Raw genomic sequence first — 16,163 nt, 5'->3', positions numbered from 1 at the left:
AAAATAAAAGAACTCACATATGTGAGTTCTTTTATTTTGTTAGTAATAGATAGTCATTTTTAATAATTGCATAAATTTTTAAATCAACGAATTGTCCTTTTATAAACATTGCATGTCGTGATATTCCTTCGAATTTCATTCCTACTTTTTGCATAACTCGTTCAGAGGCATTATTCTCGACGAAACATCTCGCTTGAATTCTTTCCATATTCATTTGATTAAATCCAAATTTTAATAATAAATTTACCACTTCAGGTACGATACCTTTTCCCCAATAATCTGGAGATAGAACATAACCAATTTCACCATTATGATGATTTGTATTCCATGATACAAAGTCTGCTGTACCGATTAATTTACCTGTTGATTTATCTTCAATTGCGAAAGGAGCAATTTTTGACTCCTTGTAGAGCTCCAGAACGTAGTTAATAAATTGTTTACTATCTTCAATTGTATGATGAGTTTCCCATGTTACATATTTGGTTACTTCGGGGTTTGAAGCATAATTAAAGAGGCTTTCAGCATCGTGTGATGTCAGTTTTCTTAATCGTATACGCTCGCTTTCAAGTGTAGGGAAATTACTAAAAATGTCCTCTATCTTCATCTTGATTCTCCTTTTGTAATTTCGTAGAGATTATTTCTGCTTTTCTGCTTATGACTACTGCACTAGGACAGCGTGTCATCATTGTTTGCAAAAAAAATTCTTCTTCTCTTGGTAGTGAAAGTAAGACGAAATCATATTTTCTATATTCGATTTTTAAACGTTTAAATGTCCATGCTGGTGAAGAAACAGGATTATTTGAAAAGCTTACTTTAATAATTTCATTTAAAGGGATATTAATTTTTATAAAACCAAAAACAGAACGAAATTCTGTATCAGTTATTTCGTGATAAGAATTAAAAAGGGCAGAAATAAAAAAAATAATCAAAGGTAAGAGAAAGACGAAAAGAATACAGCTAAATAAGATTGCTTCATCTTCTATTATACTTGCAATTGGAATTGAAAAAATGCCTGGAATTAAGACAAGTATTATAAGAACCAAAACAGGATTTTTCTTCACTTTAAACCGCATCGTAACACCTGAATTCTAATTTATTATTTGATTTAAATGATGTTTCAAATGGTCAATATATTCTGTAAATAACCAACTTAGAGTTACTTGATTATTTTTATCGACGTTATATTGTAAATTCCATTGCTCTTCAGAAATAGATCGTAGTAGAATCAATATTCGTTTATTAAGTGAAACCCATAATGAAAGTATTTCCTCAAGCGGGAAATTATTTTGGTAGTTATTTAACTCTACCCAAAGGTTTTGATTATAAAGCTCTAACGTTAGTTCATCTTTGGAGATTAATCTCTCAATAAATCGTTTATGATTCATTGTTGCTGAATCGCATAGATGACCTAATATTTCTTTTTTAGACCATTTAGTTGGGTTAGCTTTATAGTCTGCCTTGCTTAAAGCCATCATTAGTTTTGGGACAGTTTGGATTAGACTTTCAAATTCGTTTATTAGATTATTCATCAAAATTTCTCCTTATTAAGTCTCTATTTGTTATGTAGTAATGAATATGTACAAACATTTTAATATATGAGTGCTTTAGACAAGCCTGTGATGAATAGTTTAATAGTAGGACAGTCATGGAGGTGCATAATGTTTGTTTTTTTACTTTATGTAGGGTTACTAGTAGGGCTTTTAGTACTTTATAAAGACACAATAAAACGTGATGGAAATTATTTTGGGTTTAAACTAGTTGGTTTTTATGTACTAGCATCCTTACCATTCCGTTTATTTTGGTTACCAATTCCTTTTGGATTTTTGATCTGTCTTTTTTTATTTTCCAGACCAATGATTCGGTACAAGAGGCAATTACAGGTTGCGAGTTTTTTAGGCTTTTTATTATTTATAGTAGATGCTGTATTCTAAGTGATGTAAATCATCTAGAATACAGCTTTTTTTGTTAATAAATCTATTTCTTTGCTATTTTTAACGCTTTTTCGGTATTCGCAAAATGTAGTTTTGTAAAACTCCTTAATGCATCAAACCCTTTTAATTTGATAAAATTTGCAGCAACTTGATCTACTTTTGCGCCAGCGCCTTTTGGTAAAGTCATTCCTGCTTTTTCACTTAAAAGATCCATTTGTTGTAAAAATGCATATCTAGCTAATATAGAAGAAACAGCAACAGAAAGATGCAGTCCTTCTGCCTTAGTAGCAAATTGAACTTTATCGCGAATAACTTCTTTTGTATTTTTTAAATAGCTATAATATAAATTTGGAGGGGTAAATTGATCAATTAGGATTGAGTCATAATTCTTCCCTTCTAATTTTTTAATTATATTTCGAATTGCTTGATTATGTAGTAATGCTTTTAATTTGTTCATATTGTTGCCTTTTTCTTGCATTTCGTTATATTTTTCATTATGTAAAACTAAGAGACTATACGGAACGACGTGAAGTATTTTCTTTGCAATTTTAGATATTTCCGCATCATTTAGTTCTTTCGAATCCTTTACACCAAGTTCTTTTAACAATTCAAACTGGCTAGGTTCTACAAAAGAAGCCACTACAGCCATTGGACCAAAATAATCACCTGTTCCAACCTCATCACTACCAATTACAGCAAGTTCTGAGAAATTTGCAGGTAAACTTGAACTGGAAACATTTGTTTTTTTAGGTGCAGATATTGCGGATTTTCCTTCCCATTTATTAACTTCAATTTCACAATTCGAGCCTTGAAACATTACTTTTCCAGATTTGTAAGCAGTAATGGTGCAACCATTTGGTTTTGCCATGAAAATACCACCTTGTGGGACTTTTGATTGCAGACTAGATTTATAATGTTCCTTCATATTTAATAATGTTGATTGGGAAACCGTTAACACAATGTTAGACATAATTTTCTCCTTTGTTTTGTAATATGAGCAAACCTTTCACTTGCATGGAACTTCGTGTTATAGTTAAAGTTAGAATGTTTAATCGAATGGAGGTATTAAGTTGTCCAATTCTTCATCAAAACAAAGACTTAATGTGACTATTTATGGGCAACAATATTCAATTCTAGGTGACGAATCTACAAATCATATTCGTCATGTTGCCTCAATTGTAGATGAAAAAATGAAAGAAATAAATCAAAAAAATCCATTCTTGGATTCAAATAAATTAGCGGTTCTAACAGCAATAAATCTAGTAAGTGATTATGTGAAGTTAAAAGAAAGAGTAGAAATGCTCGAAAATCTGCTTGAAAAAGAAGCAAAAGGTGAGACGAAGAGACATGATTGATTTAATTGTAATCGCAATATTTATACTGGGAATTTTTACAGGATGGAGAAGGGGATTTATAAGTAGCCTAATCCGTATACTTGGATTTTTAATATCCTTATACCTAGCTTATCATTATTATGAACAAACGGCTACATCACTTAAAAAGTTATTTCCAATTAACATAAGTAATAGTCAAATAGATAATTTCGAACAATTTATTTATGAAATCATTGCTTTCGCGATTTTATTTATTGGAACACGTTTAGTTATTTCTTTTTTAGGCTCTCTATTAAATGGAGTTTTTCAGTTACCTATATTAAAACAAGTGAATTCTCTATTAGGTGGAATACTAGGTTTTGTGGAGGTTTATTTATTTTTAGTTTTGGCCTTATTCATTGCCTTAATTGTTCCGATTGAAACTCTACATATATTGTTACATAAATCAAATATTGTATTTTTTATGGTGAAAAATACACCAATTGTATCTGCCAAACTATTGGAATTATGGAACGGGATTTCAAGTACAACCATCTATTAATTTAGAATGAAAGATCGAATTGTATGAAAAAGCAAATAAAGTAGGTGAATGAGATGCATAAAAAAGAGTTAATAAAATTACTAGAGCAAATTGCAACTTATCTAGAATTAAAAGGTGAAAATGCATTTAAAATTTCAGCTTTCCGTAAAGCAGCAAATGCATTAGAAACAGATGAAAGAAGTTTAGAACAAATAGATGACTTTACCGCAATCAAGGGAATTGGCAAGGGAACTTCAGCAGTTATTTTAGAGTATGTAGAAACCGGAAAAAGTACAGTTCTAGAAGAACTACAAGAGTCTTTACCAAAAACATTACTTCCTTTGTTAAGACTACCTGGTTTAGGTGGGAAAAAAGTAGCTAAGCTATACCAAGAACTAAAGATTGAAAGCATGGATCAATTAAAAGAGGCATGCCAAGATGGGAAACTTCAAGGACTAGCTGGTTTCGGAAAAAAAACGGAAAAGAATATTTTAGAATCTATTGAGGAATATGGAAAACAACCTGAGCGTTTACCTTTAGCAGATGTATTACCAATTGCTGATAAAATTGAGGCATATTTAGCCGAGATGAAGGATGCTGTAAAATACTCAAGAGCTGGAAGTTTACGTCGTGTTAGAGAAACTGTGAAAGACTTAGACTTTATCATTGCTTCAAATAATCCTGAAAGTATTAAAGAGCAATTGCTTTCAATACCTGATATTGTACGTGTAATTGCTCAAGGTGATACAAAAGTATCACTTGTTTTAAAGGGAGTTGAATATGAGATTTCGGTTGATTTCCGTATTATTCAACCTAAGGAATTCGCGTCCACACTTCATCATTTTACTGGCTCAAAGGATCATAATGTAGCAATGCGTCAACTAGCTAAAGAACGAGACGAAAAAATTAGTGAGTATGGTGTTGAAGATGTAAACACCGGGGAAATTCTTACATTTGAAAATGAAGAAGATTTTTATGCACATTTTGACTTACCATGTTTCCCACCTGAAATACGAGAAGATGGTAAAGAGATTGCTAAGTTTACAAAAGATTACCCTCTGATTCAATTAGCAGATATTAAATCTGATATTCATATGCATTCGACTTGGAGTGACGGGGGATATTCAATTGAAGAAATGGCAGAGGCTTGTCGAGCAAAAGGTTATCGATATATTGCAATCACAGATCACTCTCAATATTTGAAGGTTGCAAATGGGTTAACACCGGAGCGTTTATGGAAGCAAAAAGAAGAAATTCAACGTATCAATCAAAAATATACTGATTTCACGATTCTTCACGGCGTAGAAATGGATATTTTACCTGATGGCTCACTTGATTATGATGATGATGTATTACGTTCGATGGATTTTGTCATTGCATCAATTCATTCTAGTTTTAGTCAAGACGAAGAAACAATAATGATGCGTTTAATAAATGCAATGAATAATCCTTATGTTAGTATGATTGGACATCCTACTGGCCGTAAGATCGGTAGAAGAGCTGGTTATAAAGTAAATGCTGAAAAACTAATTGCTGTAGCAAAAGAGACAGGAACAATTTTAGAATTAAATGCAAATCCTAATCGATTAGATTTAAATAAAGATATGCTAATAATGGCACAAGAAGCTGGTGTGAAAATATCAATTAATACTGATGCTCATAACCTTGAAATGTTAGAGCATATGACAGTTGGAGTTAGTGCAGCCAAAAAAGCCTGGTTAAAAAGAGAAAATATTGTAAATACATTTGAATTACATGAACTTTTAGCTCTGATCGAAGGGAAACGTAATCGGGTGTAAGGAGGTTACGGAATGCAACGTACATTAAGAGTATTAGAGTACGATAAAATAAAAGAACAATTACTTAAACATGCTTCATCATCGCTTGGTAAAGAACGTATTAAAAATCTAATGCCTAGCACGGATTATGATGAAGTTGTTGAGTTACACGAATCAACTGACGAAGCAGTTAAAGTTATTCGTTTACGTGGCAATGTGCCACTTGGAGGGCTAACTGATATAAGAATGCAAGTGAAGAGAGCAGAAATAGGTGGAACACTATCGCCTTCTGAATTAATTGCAATCTCAGGTGTGACTTATGCGGGGCGTCAAATGATTCGTTTTATTGAGGGGCTTCTAGAAAGTGAAGTTGAAATCCCTTATTTAGAATCATTAAATGAACAAATTATTCCTTTATTGGAACTAGATAAAAATATAAAATCTGCTATTGGTGATAATGGTGAGGTTTTAGACGATGCAAGTGTAACCCTACGAACGATTCGCCAGCAAGTTCGAACAGCTGAGGCTCGCATTCGTGAAAAGTTAGAAAGTTTAACCAGAGGAAATAATGCGCAAAAAATGTTATCTGATGCAATCGTTACAATACGTAATGACCGTTTTGTTATTCCTGTTAAGCAAGAATATCGCCATGTTTACGGTGGTATTGTTCATGATCAATCATCTTCTGGACAAACCCTATTTATTGAACCTCAAGCTGTTGTGACATTAAATAATAGCTTACAAGAAGCAAAGGTTAAGGAAGAACAAGAGATTGAGAAAATATTAATGGCATTAACTGGTCAAGTTGCTGAAGTATCAACAGACTTATTGCAAAATGTAGAAATACTTGCAGAGATGGATTTCTTATTTGCGAAAGCGAATTACTCTCATAAGATAAAGGCTAGTAAACCTGTTTTAAATAATGAGAGATACTTTAAATTAAAAAAAGCACGCCACCCGCTTATTCCAAGAGACGTTGTAGTAGCTAATGATATTGAATTGGGAAAAGATTTTACAACGATTGTTATTACTGGTCCGAATACTGGCGGTAAAACAGTAACTTTAAAAACAATTGGCATTTGTGTACTTATGGCGCAGTCAGGTCTACAGATTCCAGCACTTGATGGTTCAGAAATTTGTGTGTTTGAACAAATATTTGCTGATATAGGTGATGAGCAATCGATTGAACAAAGCTTAAGTACATTCTCTTCTCATATGGTTAATATTGTAGACATTTTGAAAAATGTTGATCAAAATAGCTTAGTATTGTTTGACGAATTAGGAGCAGGAACTGATCCGCAAGAAGGAGCAGCTTTGGCTATTTCTATTTTAGATGAGGTAAGTGATTTTGGTGCGAGAGTTGTTGCAACTACCCATTATCCTGAACTTAAAGCATATAGCTATAATCGTGAGCATGTAATGAATGCAAGTGTAGAATTTGATGTAGAAACTTTGAGTCCAACTTATCGATTATTAATTGGTGTTCCTGGAAGAAGTAATGCATTTGAGATTTCTAAAAGATTAGGCTTGTCAAATAGAGTCATTGAAAAAGCTAGAAATCATGTGAGTGAAGAAAGCAATGAAGTTGAAAATATGATTGCATCGTTAGAAGCAAGCAGAAAAGGTGCTGAAACTGAGTGGAAGGAAGCTGAAGATTTCCGTAAAGAGTCAGAACGTATTTTCAAAGATTTGCAAAAGCAAATGATGGATTTCTATGAACATCGTGATGATTTATATCGTGAAGCACAGGATGAAGCGAAGAAGAGAGTAAAGATTGCACAACAAGAAGCTGAGGATATTATTAAAGAGCTTCGTAATCTGAAAAACCTTGAACTATCGTCTATTAAAGATCACGAATTAATTGAAGCTAGAACTCGTTTAGAAGGGGCAATTCCTTATGCTCCTAAAAAATCAGTTCCTCAAGTAGCTGAGAAGAAACAAAGAAAGCTACGTGAAGGTGACGAGATAAAGGTATTAAGTTTTAATCAAAAAGGTACATTACTTGAGCAATTAGGTAGTGGCGAGTGGCAAGTACAACTTGGTATCATTAAGATGAAGGTTAAAGAAAACGATATTGAATTTATTAGTTCACCAAAAGTTGTGAAGGAACGAACTGTTACAGCTGTAAAAGGGAAAGATTTCCATGTTAATCTTGAACTTGATCTAAGGGGAGAGCGATATGAAGATGCATTAATTCGGGTTGAAAAATATATAGATGATGCCCTCTTAGCAGGTTATCCTCGAATTAATATTATTCATGGAAAAGGAACTGGAGCATTAAGACAAGGTGTACAGGAGTATTTAAAAAATCATCGATCTGTTAAATCATACCGTTATGGAGCTGCTTCTGAAGGTGGTATTGGTGTAACAGTAGTGGATTTAAAATAAGGTTATATGATCTAAAGGGGTTCAATGATGGAAAAGTTGGCTAAAATATTATTCGGCGTATGTGCTGTGTTTCTGTTATGGGGAATTTTATACGTAACAGTCATTAAATAATCAAATTTAGAGGCTGCTAAATTATGTGATTTCTAACGGTTTATGTAGAGTATAAATTAGTATTACTACATAAAATTGATAGAGAACTCATAATTTAGTAAGTCTCTTTTTAGTATATGAAGAAAGGTGAAATGGAAGTTGAAGAAAGGCATTATAGCGTTAATCATCTTTGTCGTTGCGTTTGTAGGCATTAATTTGTTTCAACATAATCCACCGAAACAGATTAAAGAGAATAAAGATATAATTGTTCAAAGGAATGTACGCTACACTAATCCAGTTGAACTTCCGGAAACCTTTGATCTATACCGTTCTAAAAATTATCATGGACCTTCTCCTGCATTGATTTTTGTACACGGTGGATCTTGGAGATACGGAAGTAAAGAATTAAATAAACGCTGGAAAACAATATTTAACGAAATTGTAAAAGACGGTTACACTGCAATTAGCATTGACTATACCCTATATTCTCAAAAAGAATATTCGTATAATTATCCTGTACGAGATGTAAAATCGGCAATCAATTTTATTTATAAAAATTCAGCTGAATTAGGTATCGATCGAAAGCAAATTGGTCTTGCTGGTGCATCTGCTGGAGGGCACTTAGCGTTATTGACTGGTCTTCAACCAGACATACAAAATAAAATTAATTATATTATAGCCTGGTATCCCATTTCAGATCTAACGACTATGCATCAATCACCTTCCTTGAAAAGTACTGAAATAGTTGAAAGCTACATGAATAGTACGGTTGAGCAAATGACAGATGAATATAATCGTATGAGCCCAATCCAATATGTTAAACAAGCAAAAATTCCAATCTTTATTGTTCATGGGACGGGAGACGCACTAGTTCCTTTTAGTCAATCAGAGAAGTTTGCTAAAAAAAATCCCAAAAAAGTAACCTTAATCGCATTAAAAAACGGAAATCATGGATTTACGAATCTTTCCATCCAGAAGTCTACAAATGATACGATTAATTTTTTAAAAGCTAGATTAAAAAAATAAAGTAGGAATGGTCATGTTAACAATAAATAAAACTAAAAATCTTACAAATAAACATTGGAGTCTCTTATTACTAGCTGATCCGTCAAAAAAAATGGTAGAGATGTATATTCATAAAAGTAAGATTTATGAAGTTTTAGAAGATAATTCATTAATGGGGATTATTGTTTTATTTGAAATTTCTAAAGAAGAAGTTGAGATTAAGAATATTGCAATTGAATCCTCGTTTCAGGGAAGAGGTTTTGGAAAAAAATTAATAAATTTTGGGATTAAAGAAGCTAAAATACTTGGTTATTCAAAAATTTTTATATGTACTGGGAACTCAAGTACATTACAGTTAGCCTTATATAAAAAATGTGGATTTCAAATATCGAATATTTTCAAAGATTTCTTTATTAAAAATTATAAAGATGAGATATGGGAAAATGGAATTCAATGCAAAGATTTAATCAAGCTTGAACAAGTTTTATAATGGCTTTCCTCTAAAAGATTTTTGTTTTTTAAGGTTTCGTTTAAGTATTCGGTTAATATAGAAAATGATTGAAGCGGAAGATGAGACCCTACATACTTGATTTCATGAGCTCACCGCCGTCCCATGGAAAGTGAGCATTCTGGAGTGGAAATCTACAGGTCTCAATGTTTACTTGCATCAAAGTTTACGAAAATAGCAAAAAATGGAGCTACCTTTTTAGTAGGCTTGGTAGCTCCATTTTTTTAATCAGTAAAAGGTTTGACGTACATTACATATGTATCACGGTCTTGATCGACTTCATTTGAAGTTTGTTCATAAATTTGATTATTGATTGTAATATAAGTTGATTGCAACCATGAGTATAGATCCAGCTCATCTTCACTTTCAAAAAAATGGATTTCTTCAAAAGTATCTACATCCCTTATTTCAATTCCGATTGGCCTCTTAACCTGGTAAAACGGGGTGTTTTCTATCTCTGATCCAATAACTTCAATTACATACCGATCATTTTCAATATATGATCCTCTATTTTCATAAACGAAACCATTTAAAATAAAATAATCACAATGTCTTCTAGTAAAAATTTGTACTTTAGATAAAAATGGAAAATGATAGATTGGTCGAATTAGATCACCATCGATTAATCTATATTCAAGAACAAATATGTTGTTTGTATTAAACATAAGTTCAAACTCCTTTAATATTTGTATATACATAATTATATAACACACTTTAGGATAGGGAAGTATGAATTTATTTCATGATGAGGGGAAGTTTTGGAAGTGGCATTTCAAGTTGCTACAATGGGTAAAAGAAATCACTGAAATAATTAAAATATCGTTAAATTGAATCATACTTTTTATATACTTTAAGAGATAAGATAGTTTACTATAGTAGTGAATAACTTTAATCATAAAGAGGAGATACGTATGTCTAAAACATCATTATTAATGAAAAAAGTTAGTGTTGCACTAACAGGAGGAATAGTAGTAACTTCATTAGCAGGTTGTGGTTCGTCACAAACTGCAGATAGACCAGATAAGCCTCAAAATGATGATTGCCGTGATTGGGAGTTTGATGATGATGAAGGTGTTTGGGTATGTGATGACAGTACTAGTTCCCATTATCACAGTTATTACCATGGAGGATTTTTTTATCCCTCGAGAAAGTCATTACATGGAAGCAGTTCATATAAAAGCTATAAAACCTCTAGTAAATTTGCTGGTCATAGTTCATCTTCTAAAGGTGGTTTTGGTAAAGGATCGTTTGGGGGATTTGGTGGTTAAGAATGGATAAATCCAATTTAAAAAAACATCAGCGAAGTCGAGAAGAATTTTATAAAAGACTTCCCGATTTTTGGGCTGATTTACAAAATACGTATTATGCTCTATTAGATATTTATCCAATAACAAAATTAGAAGTCGAAGAAATTCATATAATTACTGAACAAATTGGGGAAATTTACGATAAAACTGCTCGTTTAATGAGGCAACTTCCAGATGATATATTCTATTTACTTGGATATTCGAAGGAAATTGTACCTTTTCTACGTCAAAAAACGATGGAAAGCGAAGGGATTATTAGAAGAATTGACCTTGTTCAAACTGTTGACGGATGGAAACATTTCGAATGTAACAGTGACACACCTACATTTATTATGGAGACTCATCATGTAAATGGATTTGTATCAGAGCATTTTAATGTGGAAAATCCGAACGGGAAAAGTGAAAAACAATTATCAAACGTTTTAAATCAAGTCATATCAAAAAGTATTAATAGACTAGAAAAACCAATTGTAGTATTTACAGCTCATGGTGATCATGAGGAGGATTGGAAAACAACACAATATCTACAATCTCTGTATCATGGTGAGAGTCAGTTAGTGCCACTAGTTGAATTACAGATCATTGAAAATAAAGGGCTATTTACTCCAAATGGCGAACAGATCCACGTTCTTTATCGACAAACTTATCCACTTGAACATATGGAGTTAGATAAATCTCCAGATGGGACTTTAATTGGCTTGGCCTTATTAGAGCTTGTAAAAAGTGGAAAGTTAATTATTCTAAATCCAATATCTTCCTTTTTACTTCAATCAAAGGCAGTTCAATCATTAATTTGGAACCTGCATACTGAAGGCTCAGATTTATTTACAAGTGAAGAACATAACATTATTGAGAAGCACTTTTTACCAACTTACCTAGAACCGGATTATTTTATTGAAAATAATCTTGCGTACGTTGAGAAGCCAGCTTTTGGACGTGAGGGAGATACAATAAGAATAATAGATGGTGATTGTAATCAGCAAAGTAAGCAGAATACCTATCAAAATCAAGTGATGGTATATCAGCAGTTTGCGCCATTACCTAAGAAAAAAGTGATGACTCCTGAAGGATTAATAGAGTTACATATTTTAGTAGGAAGTTTTCTTATTAAAGAAGAAGCTGGTGCGATTGGCGTTCGTGCAGGAAATCTTATAACAGGTAATGAAAGTTGTTTTTTACCAGTTGGATTGATCGAGCATTTAGAAGAAAAATAAAAACATAGTATTAGGAGATGAGTTTGTAAATGGATAGTATTTTAAGTACATTATTATATTTAGTCACAGGACTTATTATTTTATTTATTGGGTTTATAGCTTTTACTTTTACAACTAAAATGAGTGAACAAAAATTGATATTAGAAGATGGAAATATAGCTGTTGCATTAAAATTAGCTGGAAAATTAGTTGGTTTAGCAATTGTCATCATGTCAGCTGCGAAATACTCAGTTAATTTTACAGATTTCATTTTGTGGAGCTTTTTTGGTGTAGTAGCACAGATGATTACATATTGGATCGCTGAGTTTATTTTATTCCCGAAAATTTCTTTTGCAAAAAAGGTGGAAGAAGGAAATATTGCAGTAGCAATTTTATTATTAACATTAAGTGTGACAGTTGGTTTATTAATTTCAGGTAGTATTTCGTATTAATTTAAATTTAGAGAATGCTGGAGTTGGCATTCTCTTTTTTGGGGGTTCTTTTAAACTTTGATTATATTTAAGTGGAATCTTTGTTGATTTCCACTCCAGGATGCTTGCTTTTTAGTGGGGCGATAGGTGAGCCTCCTCGACCCATTCGCGTCTGCGGGCTATCACCCTTCCCGCAACTCCAACAGGTGTCAAGCACCTTCCGTTCCAATCAACTTAATCATCATGTATTACGTTAAAAATCATTAGTGTTTCCGGAGACGAACCACCGAGACTTCTTATTAGTACCATTTTATGGATTTTGGTAATCTGGTTTTTCTGCAGGAGTCTAATGGTATCAAATTTAAACTTTAACGGAGTTTAAAACTTTTTGTAATTTTACATTTTTTCCCTTTTGCTAAAGGTAAATTAAATGTATGCTTAAACTATATGTATATAAACAGCTTTTTAAAGGAGGCCAATATATGACACTAGAAATCGAGCAACTGTCAAAAAAATTTGGTGAAACGATTGCAGTTAATCAATTGTCATTATCTTTACCTACAGGAAGAGTACTTGGTTTATTAGGTAGGAATGGTGCTGGCAAAACTACTACGATTAAAATGATTTTAGGTCTTCTCACACCAACAAGTGGGGAAATGAAATGGAATGGAAGGTCGTTTCAATCTTCAAAAGTAAAAGTAGGCTATCTACCTGAAGAAAGAGGATTATATACAAAAAGTAAGGTAGTAGACCAGCTTAAATACTTTGGGAAATTGGAAGGAATGTCGAACAAAGAGCTAGATGAAGCGATAACTTATTGGTTAGAAAGGTTAGAAATACCACACTATCGTCATAAAAAAGCTGGAGAGCTTTCGAAAGGGAATCAGCAAAAAATCCAGTTAATTGTAACGCTATTACATAACCCAGAGTTAATTATTTTAGATGAACCATTTAGTGGATTAGATCCAGTTAACGCAGAATTAATGGCAACCATTCTTTCTGAAGAAATTAAAAAAGGAAAGACAATTGTATTATCTAGTCATCGAATGGATCAAGTGGAAGCATTCTGTGAGCATGTTTGTATTTTGAAAAATGGAAATGTAGTAGCTGAAGGAAGCTTAACTAGTTTAAAAGAAGAGTATGGATATCGAAATTTAATACTTGAAGATATTGATTCGACTAAGAATATCTTAAACTCACTTGAAATTAATTTTGAAAGTAAACAACTAGGAATATATGTAAAGGTTAAAAGTGATGAAGAAGCATTTAACATTTTAAATCATATCAAGTCAGAAGTAGGTTCTATTCGAAAATTCCAATTATTAGAACCAACACTAAATGATATCTTTATTGAGAGGGCGAAATAAATGAATAAATTTAAAACGGTCTTTTTATTTCATTTACGTGAAGGGTTAATGGCAAAAGCAACTATGATTATGAGTGTAATCTTATTTGTATTAGTTGTAGGGTTATTTGGAATACAGAAATACTTTGCGACTTCTGAAAAAGGTAAAGAAGAGAAGGATAAAATTGTTATTATAAATGAGACGGCAAGCTACAAATTAGATAAGAGGAGTTTGTCCAATTTAATAAAAACAGCAACAATAGAGCAAGCTGATCCAAATCAAGAAAAAGAGATAAAAAAACAAGTATCTGATGAAACTAAAGATGGTTTAATTGTTATTTCAGAAAAAAACGATGTTCCGACTGTTCAATATACATATAAAAAGTTTTCAAATAATGAAGTCATTTCTAGTCTAAATATGACACTACAGCAAAATTATTTAACGAAAACTGCTCAAGATCTTAAACTTTCTCCTGAAGCAGCTACAAAATTATTACAAAAAGTAGAAGTGAACGAAGAAGTACTAAAGGATCCTATGGCTACATTCGGAATAGCATACTTTTTTGGATTTTTATTATATATGTTTCTATTAATTTATGGGAATTCAATTGCTACAGGGATCGTTGCTGAAAAATCATCAAGAGTAATGGAAGTTTTATTACCTAAAGTTAGCCCTGTCGTGACATTATACGGTCGAGTAATCGCAGTATTTTGTGTAGCATGTGTACAATTAGGTGTTTTAGGAATAGGATTTTTGTTTGCTTATCTATTAGATTGGGTTAATCTTGATGCTTTATCATTTTTTGGGACTAAAATTAATTTGGACTCATTAAGCTTTGCAACAATTGTAGCCTTTGTTGTTTACTTCCTCTTAGGTTATTTTATCTATGGCTTGCTTTACGCAGCAATTGGATCTGTCGTTTCTAGAACAGAAGAGCTTCAAATGGTATTGATGCCTCTTACAATTTTAGTAGTAGCAGCATTTTTCATTAGCATAAATGCATTAGTGAATCCAAATGGTACATTTGTACAAATAAGCTCGTATATACCATTTTTTGCTCCTCTAGTAGCATTCTCGCGTTTTGTGAGTGGTGAAATGAACTTCTTTGAGGTAAGTGCAAGTATTATCATTTTAGTCGTTACGATTGCAATTTTAACTAGAGTTGCTAGTCGTATCTATGTAAACGGAGTAATGTATTACAGCGAAAAGGTAAAATGGAAAGACGTAGGAAGACTTCTAAAAAGACAATAATCAAAAAAGGGATGCGAATAGCATCCCTTTTAATGTGTAGATAATTTCCCCTAAATACAAGATTTAGACTAAAAGGATGCGAATAGTATCCTTTTTTACATATGAAAATCCTGAGGGATTTTTTCAATTAAATTAGTATAAGCATCTTGAATTCTTTCTGTGATAGCACCACGTTTTCCAGTACTTACAGTATACGTTTTATCATCTAATATAAGAGAAACAATAGGGCAAATTTCAGAAACAGAAGCAGAGGTAAATGCTTCGTCAGCTTTGAGTAATTGATCGATTGTAAAAGCAGTTTCTTTTACTTCTATACCCTCATTCTTAGCGATATCAATTATGACTCGTCTAGTGATTCCATTTAGAATCAAGTTATTTGCAGGATGAGTATACAAAACAGAATCCTTAACCATAAAAACATTTGTAGCAGAACCTTCTGTAACAACACCATCTCTGTGTAAAATTGCTTCTTTTGCCCCTTTTGAATAGGCTTCGTTTTTAGTAAGCACACTGCCAAGTAAATTTAAACTTTTAATATCACAGCGGAGCCATCGAATGTCATTTGTAATATATCCAGCAATTCCTTTTTCCATTTGTTGTATTGGTCTTTTATCCTCTTTTACTGTATAAGCAATCAACTGTGGCTTTAGGTTAGATTCTTCTTGATATATATGGTTTCGATCCATGACCCCTCGACTTATCTGAATGTAAACATAGCCGTTATTGTAGTCACAAGTGTTCATTAAATACACTAAATCACTTTCGAGTTTCTTTATATGCATTTTAAAAGGAATTAATATTTTTTCACAGCTTTCCTTCAATCGGATTAAATGCGCCTCTAGTTCAAAGAAAGACTTGTTATAGAAACGAATAACTTCATAGACTCCATCTCCAAATTGGTAACCTCGATCTAAAATATTGATACTTGCTGATTTTAAATCGACAATGCGATTATTTAATAGAACTTTCGTTTTCATATCATTCTCACTCCTTTAACATTTTAAATATAGGCAGAAAAAAACAAAACTCTCTTCAAAAAGAATGTGGTTTTAAAGCAAACTGTTAATAAAGAAGTTGATTG

At 32.3% G+C, this 16,163-nt stretch carries 18 protein-coding genes; 12 read left to right on the top strand and 6 right to left on the bottom strand.

Annotated features, from left to right (window positions below; translation table 11 throughout):
- Window positions 1–31: 31 nt before the first annotated feature.
- From B7R65_RS11660 to B7R65_RS11650, 3 genes are read right to left on the bottom strand one after another with little or no spacing between them, the layout of a single operon-like run.
- On the bottom strand, window positions 32–604 hold the full coding sequence (locus B7R65_RS11660) for a GNAT family N-acetyltransferase (protein ID WP_088042961.1): 573 nt from the start codon (window positions 602–604) through the stop codon (window positions 32–34).
- Entirely contained in the window at window positions 582–1,073 is a 492-nt protein-coding gene (locus tag B7R65_RS11655; RefSeq protein ID WP_088042960.1) for a PH domain-containing protein, read from the bottom strand. The genes B7R65_RS11660 and B7R65_RS11655 overlap by 23 nt, the downstream gene beginning before the upstream one ends.
- A 15-nt stretch (window positions 1,074–1,088) precedes the next feature.
- Window positions 1,089–1,529, bottom strand: coding sequence for a DinB family protein (locus tag B7R65_RS11650; RefSeq protein WP_088042959.1), 441 nt, complete (start codon window positions 1,527–1,529; stop codon window positions 1,089–1,091).
- A gap of 129 nt (window positions 1,530–1,658) precedes the next feature.
- On the opposite strand from B7R65_RS11650, the gene B7R65_RS11645 reads away from it, so the two are divergent.
- A complete protein-coding gene (locus B7R65_RS11645) occupies window positions 1,659–1,931 on the top strand; it encodes a hypothetical protein (RefSeq protein WP_088042958.1) in 273 nt (90 codons plus the stop codon).
- Between the two features lie 43 nt (window positions 1,932–1,974).
- On the opposite strand, the gene rnhC is transcribed toward B7R65_RS11645, so the two are convergent.
- Window positions 1,975–2,901 carry a ribonuclease HIII gene (gene rnhC / locus B7R65_RS11640; protein WP_088042957.1) on the bottom strand — a complete coding sequence of 309 codons (927 nt, stop codon included), beginning with the start codon at window positions 2,899–2,901 and terminating at the stop codon, window positions 1,975–1,977.
- A gap of 100 nt (window positions 2,902–3,001) precedes the next feature.
- Between rnhC and zapA the strand changes: the two genes are divergently transcribed.
- The 6 genes from zapA to B7R65_RS11610 all read left to right on the top strand — a co-directional run bounded on the left by zapA (window position 3,002) and on the right by B7R65_RS11610 (window position 9,536).
- Complete coding sequence (gene zapA / locus B7R65_RS11635; protein WP_088042956.1) at window positions 3,002–3,286, top strand: cell division protein ZapA; 285 nt, start codon at window positions 3,002–3,004, stop codon at window positions 3,284–3,286.
- Entirely contained in the window at window positions 3,279–3,806 is a 528-nt protein-coding gene (locus tag B7R65_RS11630; protein WP_088042955.1) for a CvpA family protein, read from the top strand. Before zapA ends, B7R65_RS11630 begins: the two co-directional genes overlap by 8 nt.
- Window positions 3,807–3,859: 53 nt before the next feature.
- Window positions 3,860–5,584, top strand: a complete 1,725-nt coding sequence (gene polX / locus B7R65_RS11625) for a DNA polymerase/3'-5' exonuclease PolX (RefSeq protein WP_088042954.1) — start codon at window positions 3,860–3,862, stop codon at window positions 5,582–5,584.
- 12 nt (window positions 5,585–5,596) lie between these two features.
- The gene (locus B7R65_RS11620) at window positions 5,597–7,951 is read left to right on the top strand and encodes an endonuclease MutS2 (protein ID WP_088042953.1); all 2,355 of its coding nucleotides are present in this window, start codon (window positions 5,597–5,599) and stop codon (window positions 7,949–7,951) included.
- Between the two features lie 249 nt (window positions 7,952–8,200).
- Window positions 8,201–9,067, top strand: a complete 867-nt coding sequence (locus tag B7R65_RS11615; RefSeq protein ID WP_179194845.1) for an alpha/beta hydrolase — start codon at window positions 8,201–8,203, stop codon at window positions 9,065–9,067.
- Between the two features lie 13 nt (window positions 9,068–9,080).
- Window positions 9,081–9,536 carry a GNAT family N-acetyltransferase gene (locus tag B7R65_RS11610; protein ID WP_088042951.1) on the top strand — a complete coding sequence of 152 codons (456 nt, stop codon included), beginning with the start codon at window positions 9,081–9,083 and terminating at the stop codon, window positions 9,534–9,536.
- A gap of 242 nt (window positions 9,537–9,778) precedes the next feature.
- Here the strand turns inward: B7R65_RS11610 and B7R65_RS11605 are convergent, their stop codons facing one another.
- Window positions 9,779–10,219, bottom strand: coding sequence for a hypothetical protein (locus B7R65_RS11605; protein ID WP_088042950.1), 441 nt, complete (start codon window positions 10,217–10,219; stop codon window positions 9,779–9,781).
- Window positions 10,220–10,465: 246 nt separating this feature from the next.
- Here B7R65_RS11605 and B7R65_RS11600 point away from each other — a divergent pair, with 246 nt between their 5' ends.
- The 5 genes from B7R65_RS11600 to B7R65_RS11580 all read left to right on the top strand — a co-directional run bounded on the left by B7R65_RS11600 (window position 10,466) and on the right by B7R65_RS11580 (window position 15,082).
- Window positions 10,466–10,822: an aminotransferase yhxA gene (locus B7R65_RS11600; protein ID WP_088042949.1), complete on the top strand. Its 357-nt coding sequence runs from the start codon at window positions 10,466–10,468 to the stop codon at window positions 10,820–10,822.
- 2 nt (window positions 10,823–10,824) lie between these two features.
- Complete coding sequence (locus B7R65_RS11595; protein ID WP_088042948.1) at window positions 10,825–12,075, top strand: glutathionylspermidine synthase family protein; 1,251 nt, start codon at window positions 10,825–10,827, stop codon at window positions 12,073–12,075.
- Between the two features lie 29 nt (window positions 12,076–12,104).
- Window positions 12,105–12,506, top strand: coding sequence for a DUF350 domain-containing protein (locus B7R65_RS11590; protein ID WP_088042947.1), 402 nt, complete (start codon window positions 12,105–12,107; stop codon window positions 12,504–12,506).
- 461 nt (window positions 12,507–12,967) lie between these two features.
- Entirely contained in the window at window positions 12,968–13,852 is an 885-nt protein-coding gene (locus B7R65_RS11585) for an ABC transporter ATP-binding protein (RefSeq protein ID WP_088042946.1), read from the top strand.
- Window positions 13,853–15,082 carry an ABC transporter permease gene (locus tag B7R65_RS11580; protein WP_088042945.1) on the top strand — a complete coding sequence of 410 codons (1,230 nt, stop codon included), beginning with the start codon at window positions 13,853–13,855 and terminating at the stop codon, window positions 15,080–15,082.
- Between the two features lie 95 nt (window positions 15,083–15,177).
- Here B7R65_RS11580 and dat read toward each other — a convergent pair whose 3' ends face one another.
- Entirely contained in the window at window positions 15,178–16,059 is an 882-nt protein-coding gene (gene dat, locus B7R65_RS11575) for a D-amino-acid transaminase (protein ID WP_088042944.1), read from the bottom strand.
- Window positions 16,060–16,163 lie beyond the last annotated feature (104 nt).

It is taken from the genome of Bacillus sp. EAC (assembly GCF_002156875.1).
GTDB lineage: Bacteria > Bacillota > Bacilli > Bacillales > Bacillaceae_G > Gottfriedia.
Note: the sequence above shows the minus strand (reverse complement) of the source record. Positions and strands in the feature narration are given on the sequence as shown.

Bases quoted from the DNA above. Each gene is read 5' to 3' on its own strand.
- B7R65_RS11660 (WP_088042961.1), bottom strand. From the start codon at position 604: ATGAAGATAGAGGACATTTTTAGTAATTTCCCTACACTTGAAAGCGAG.
- B7R65_RS11655 (WP_088042960.1), bottom strand. From the start codon at position 1,073: ATGCGGTTTAAAGTGAAGAAAAATCCTGTTTTGGTTCTTATAATACTT.
- B7R65_RS11650 (WP_088042959.1), bottom strand. From the start codon at position 1,529: ATGAATAATCTAATAAACGAATTTGAAAGTCTAATCCAAACTGTCCCA.
- B7R65_RS11645 (WP_088042958.1), top strand. From the start codon at position 1,659: ATGTTTGTTTTTTTACTTTATGTAGGGTTACTAGTAGGGCTTTTAGTA.
- rnhC (WP_088042957.1), bottom strand. From the start codon at position 2,901: ATGTCTAACATTGTGTTAACGGTTTCCCAATCAACATTATTAAATATG.
- B7R65_RS11630 (WP_088042955.1), top strand. From the start codon at position 3,279: ATGATTGATTTAATTGTAATCGCAATATTTATACTGGGAATTTTTACA.
- polX (WP_088042954.1), top strand. From the start codon at position 3,860: ATGCATAAAAAAGAGTTAATAAAATTACTAGAGCAAATTGCAACTTAT.
- B7R65_RS11620 (WP_088042953.1), top strand. From the start codon at position 5,597: ATGCAACGTACATTAAGAGTATTAGAGTACGATAAAATAAAAGAACAA.
- B7R65_RS11610 (WP_088042951.1), top strand. From the start codon at position 9,081: ATGTTAACAATAAATAAAACTAAAAATCTTACAAATAAACATTGGAGT.
- B7R65_RS11605 (WP_088042950.1), bottom strand. From the start codon at position 10,219: ATGTTTAATACAAACAACATATTTGTTCTTGAATATAGATTAATCGAT.
- B7R65_RS11600 (WP_088042949.1), top strand. From the start codon at position 10,466: ATGTCTAAAACATCATTATTAATGAAAAAAGTTAGTGTTGCACTAACA.
- B7R65_RS11595 (WP_088042948.1), top strand. From the start codon at position 10,825: ATGGATAAATCCAATTTAAAAAAACATCAGCGAAGTCGAGAAGAATTT.
- B7R65_RS11590 (WP_088042947.1), top strand. From the start codon at position 12,105: ATGGATAGTATTTTAAGTACATTATTATATTTAGTCACAGGACTTATT.
- B7R65_RS11585 (WP_088042946.1), top strand. From the start codon at position 12,968: ATGACACTAGAAATCGAGCAACTGTCAAAAAAATTTGGTGAAACGATT.
- B7R65_RS11580 (WP_088042945.1), top strand. From the start codon at position 13,853: ATGAATAAATTTAAAACGGTCTTTTTATTTCATTTACGTGAAGGGTTA.
- dat (WP_088042944.1), bottom strand. From the start codon at position 16,059: ATGAAAACGAAAGTTCTATTAAATAATCGCATTGTCGATTTAAAATCA.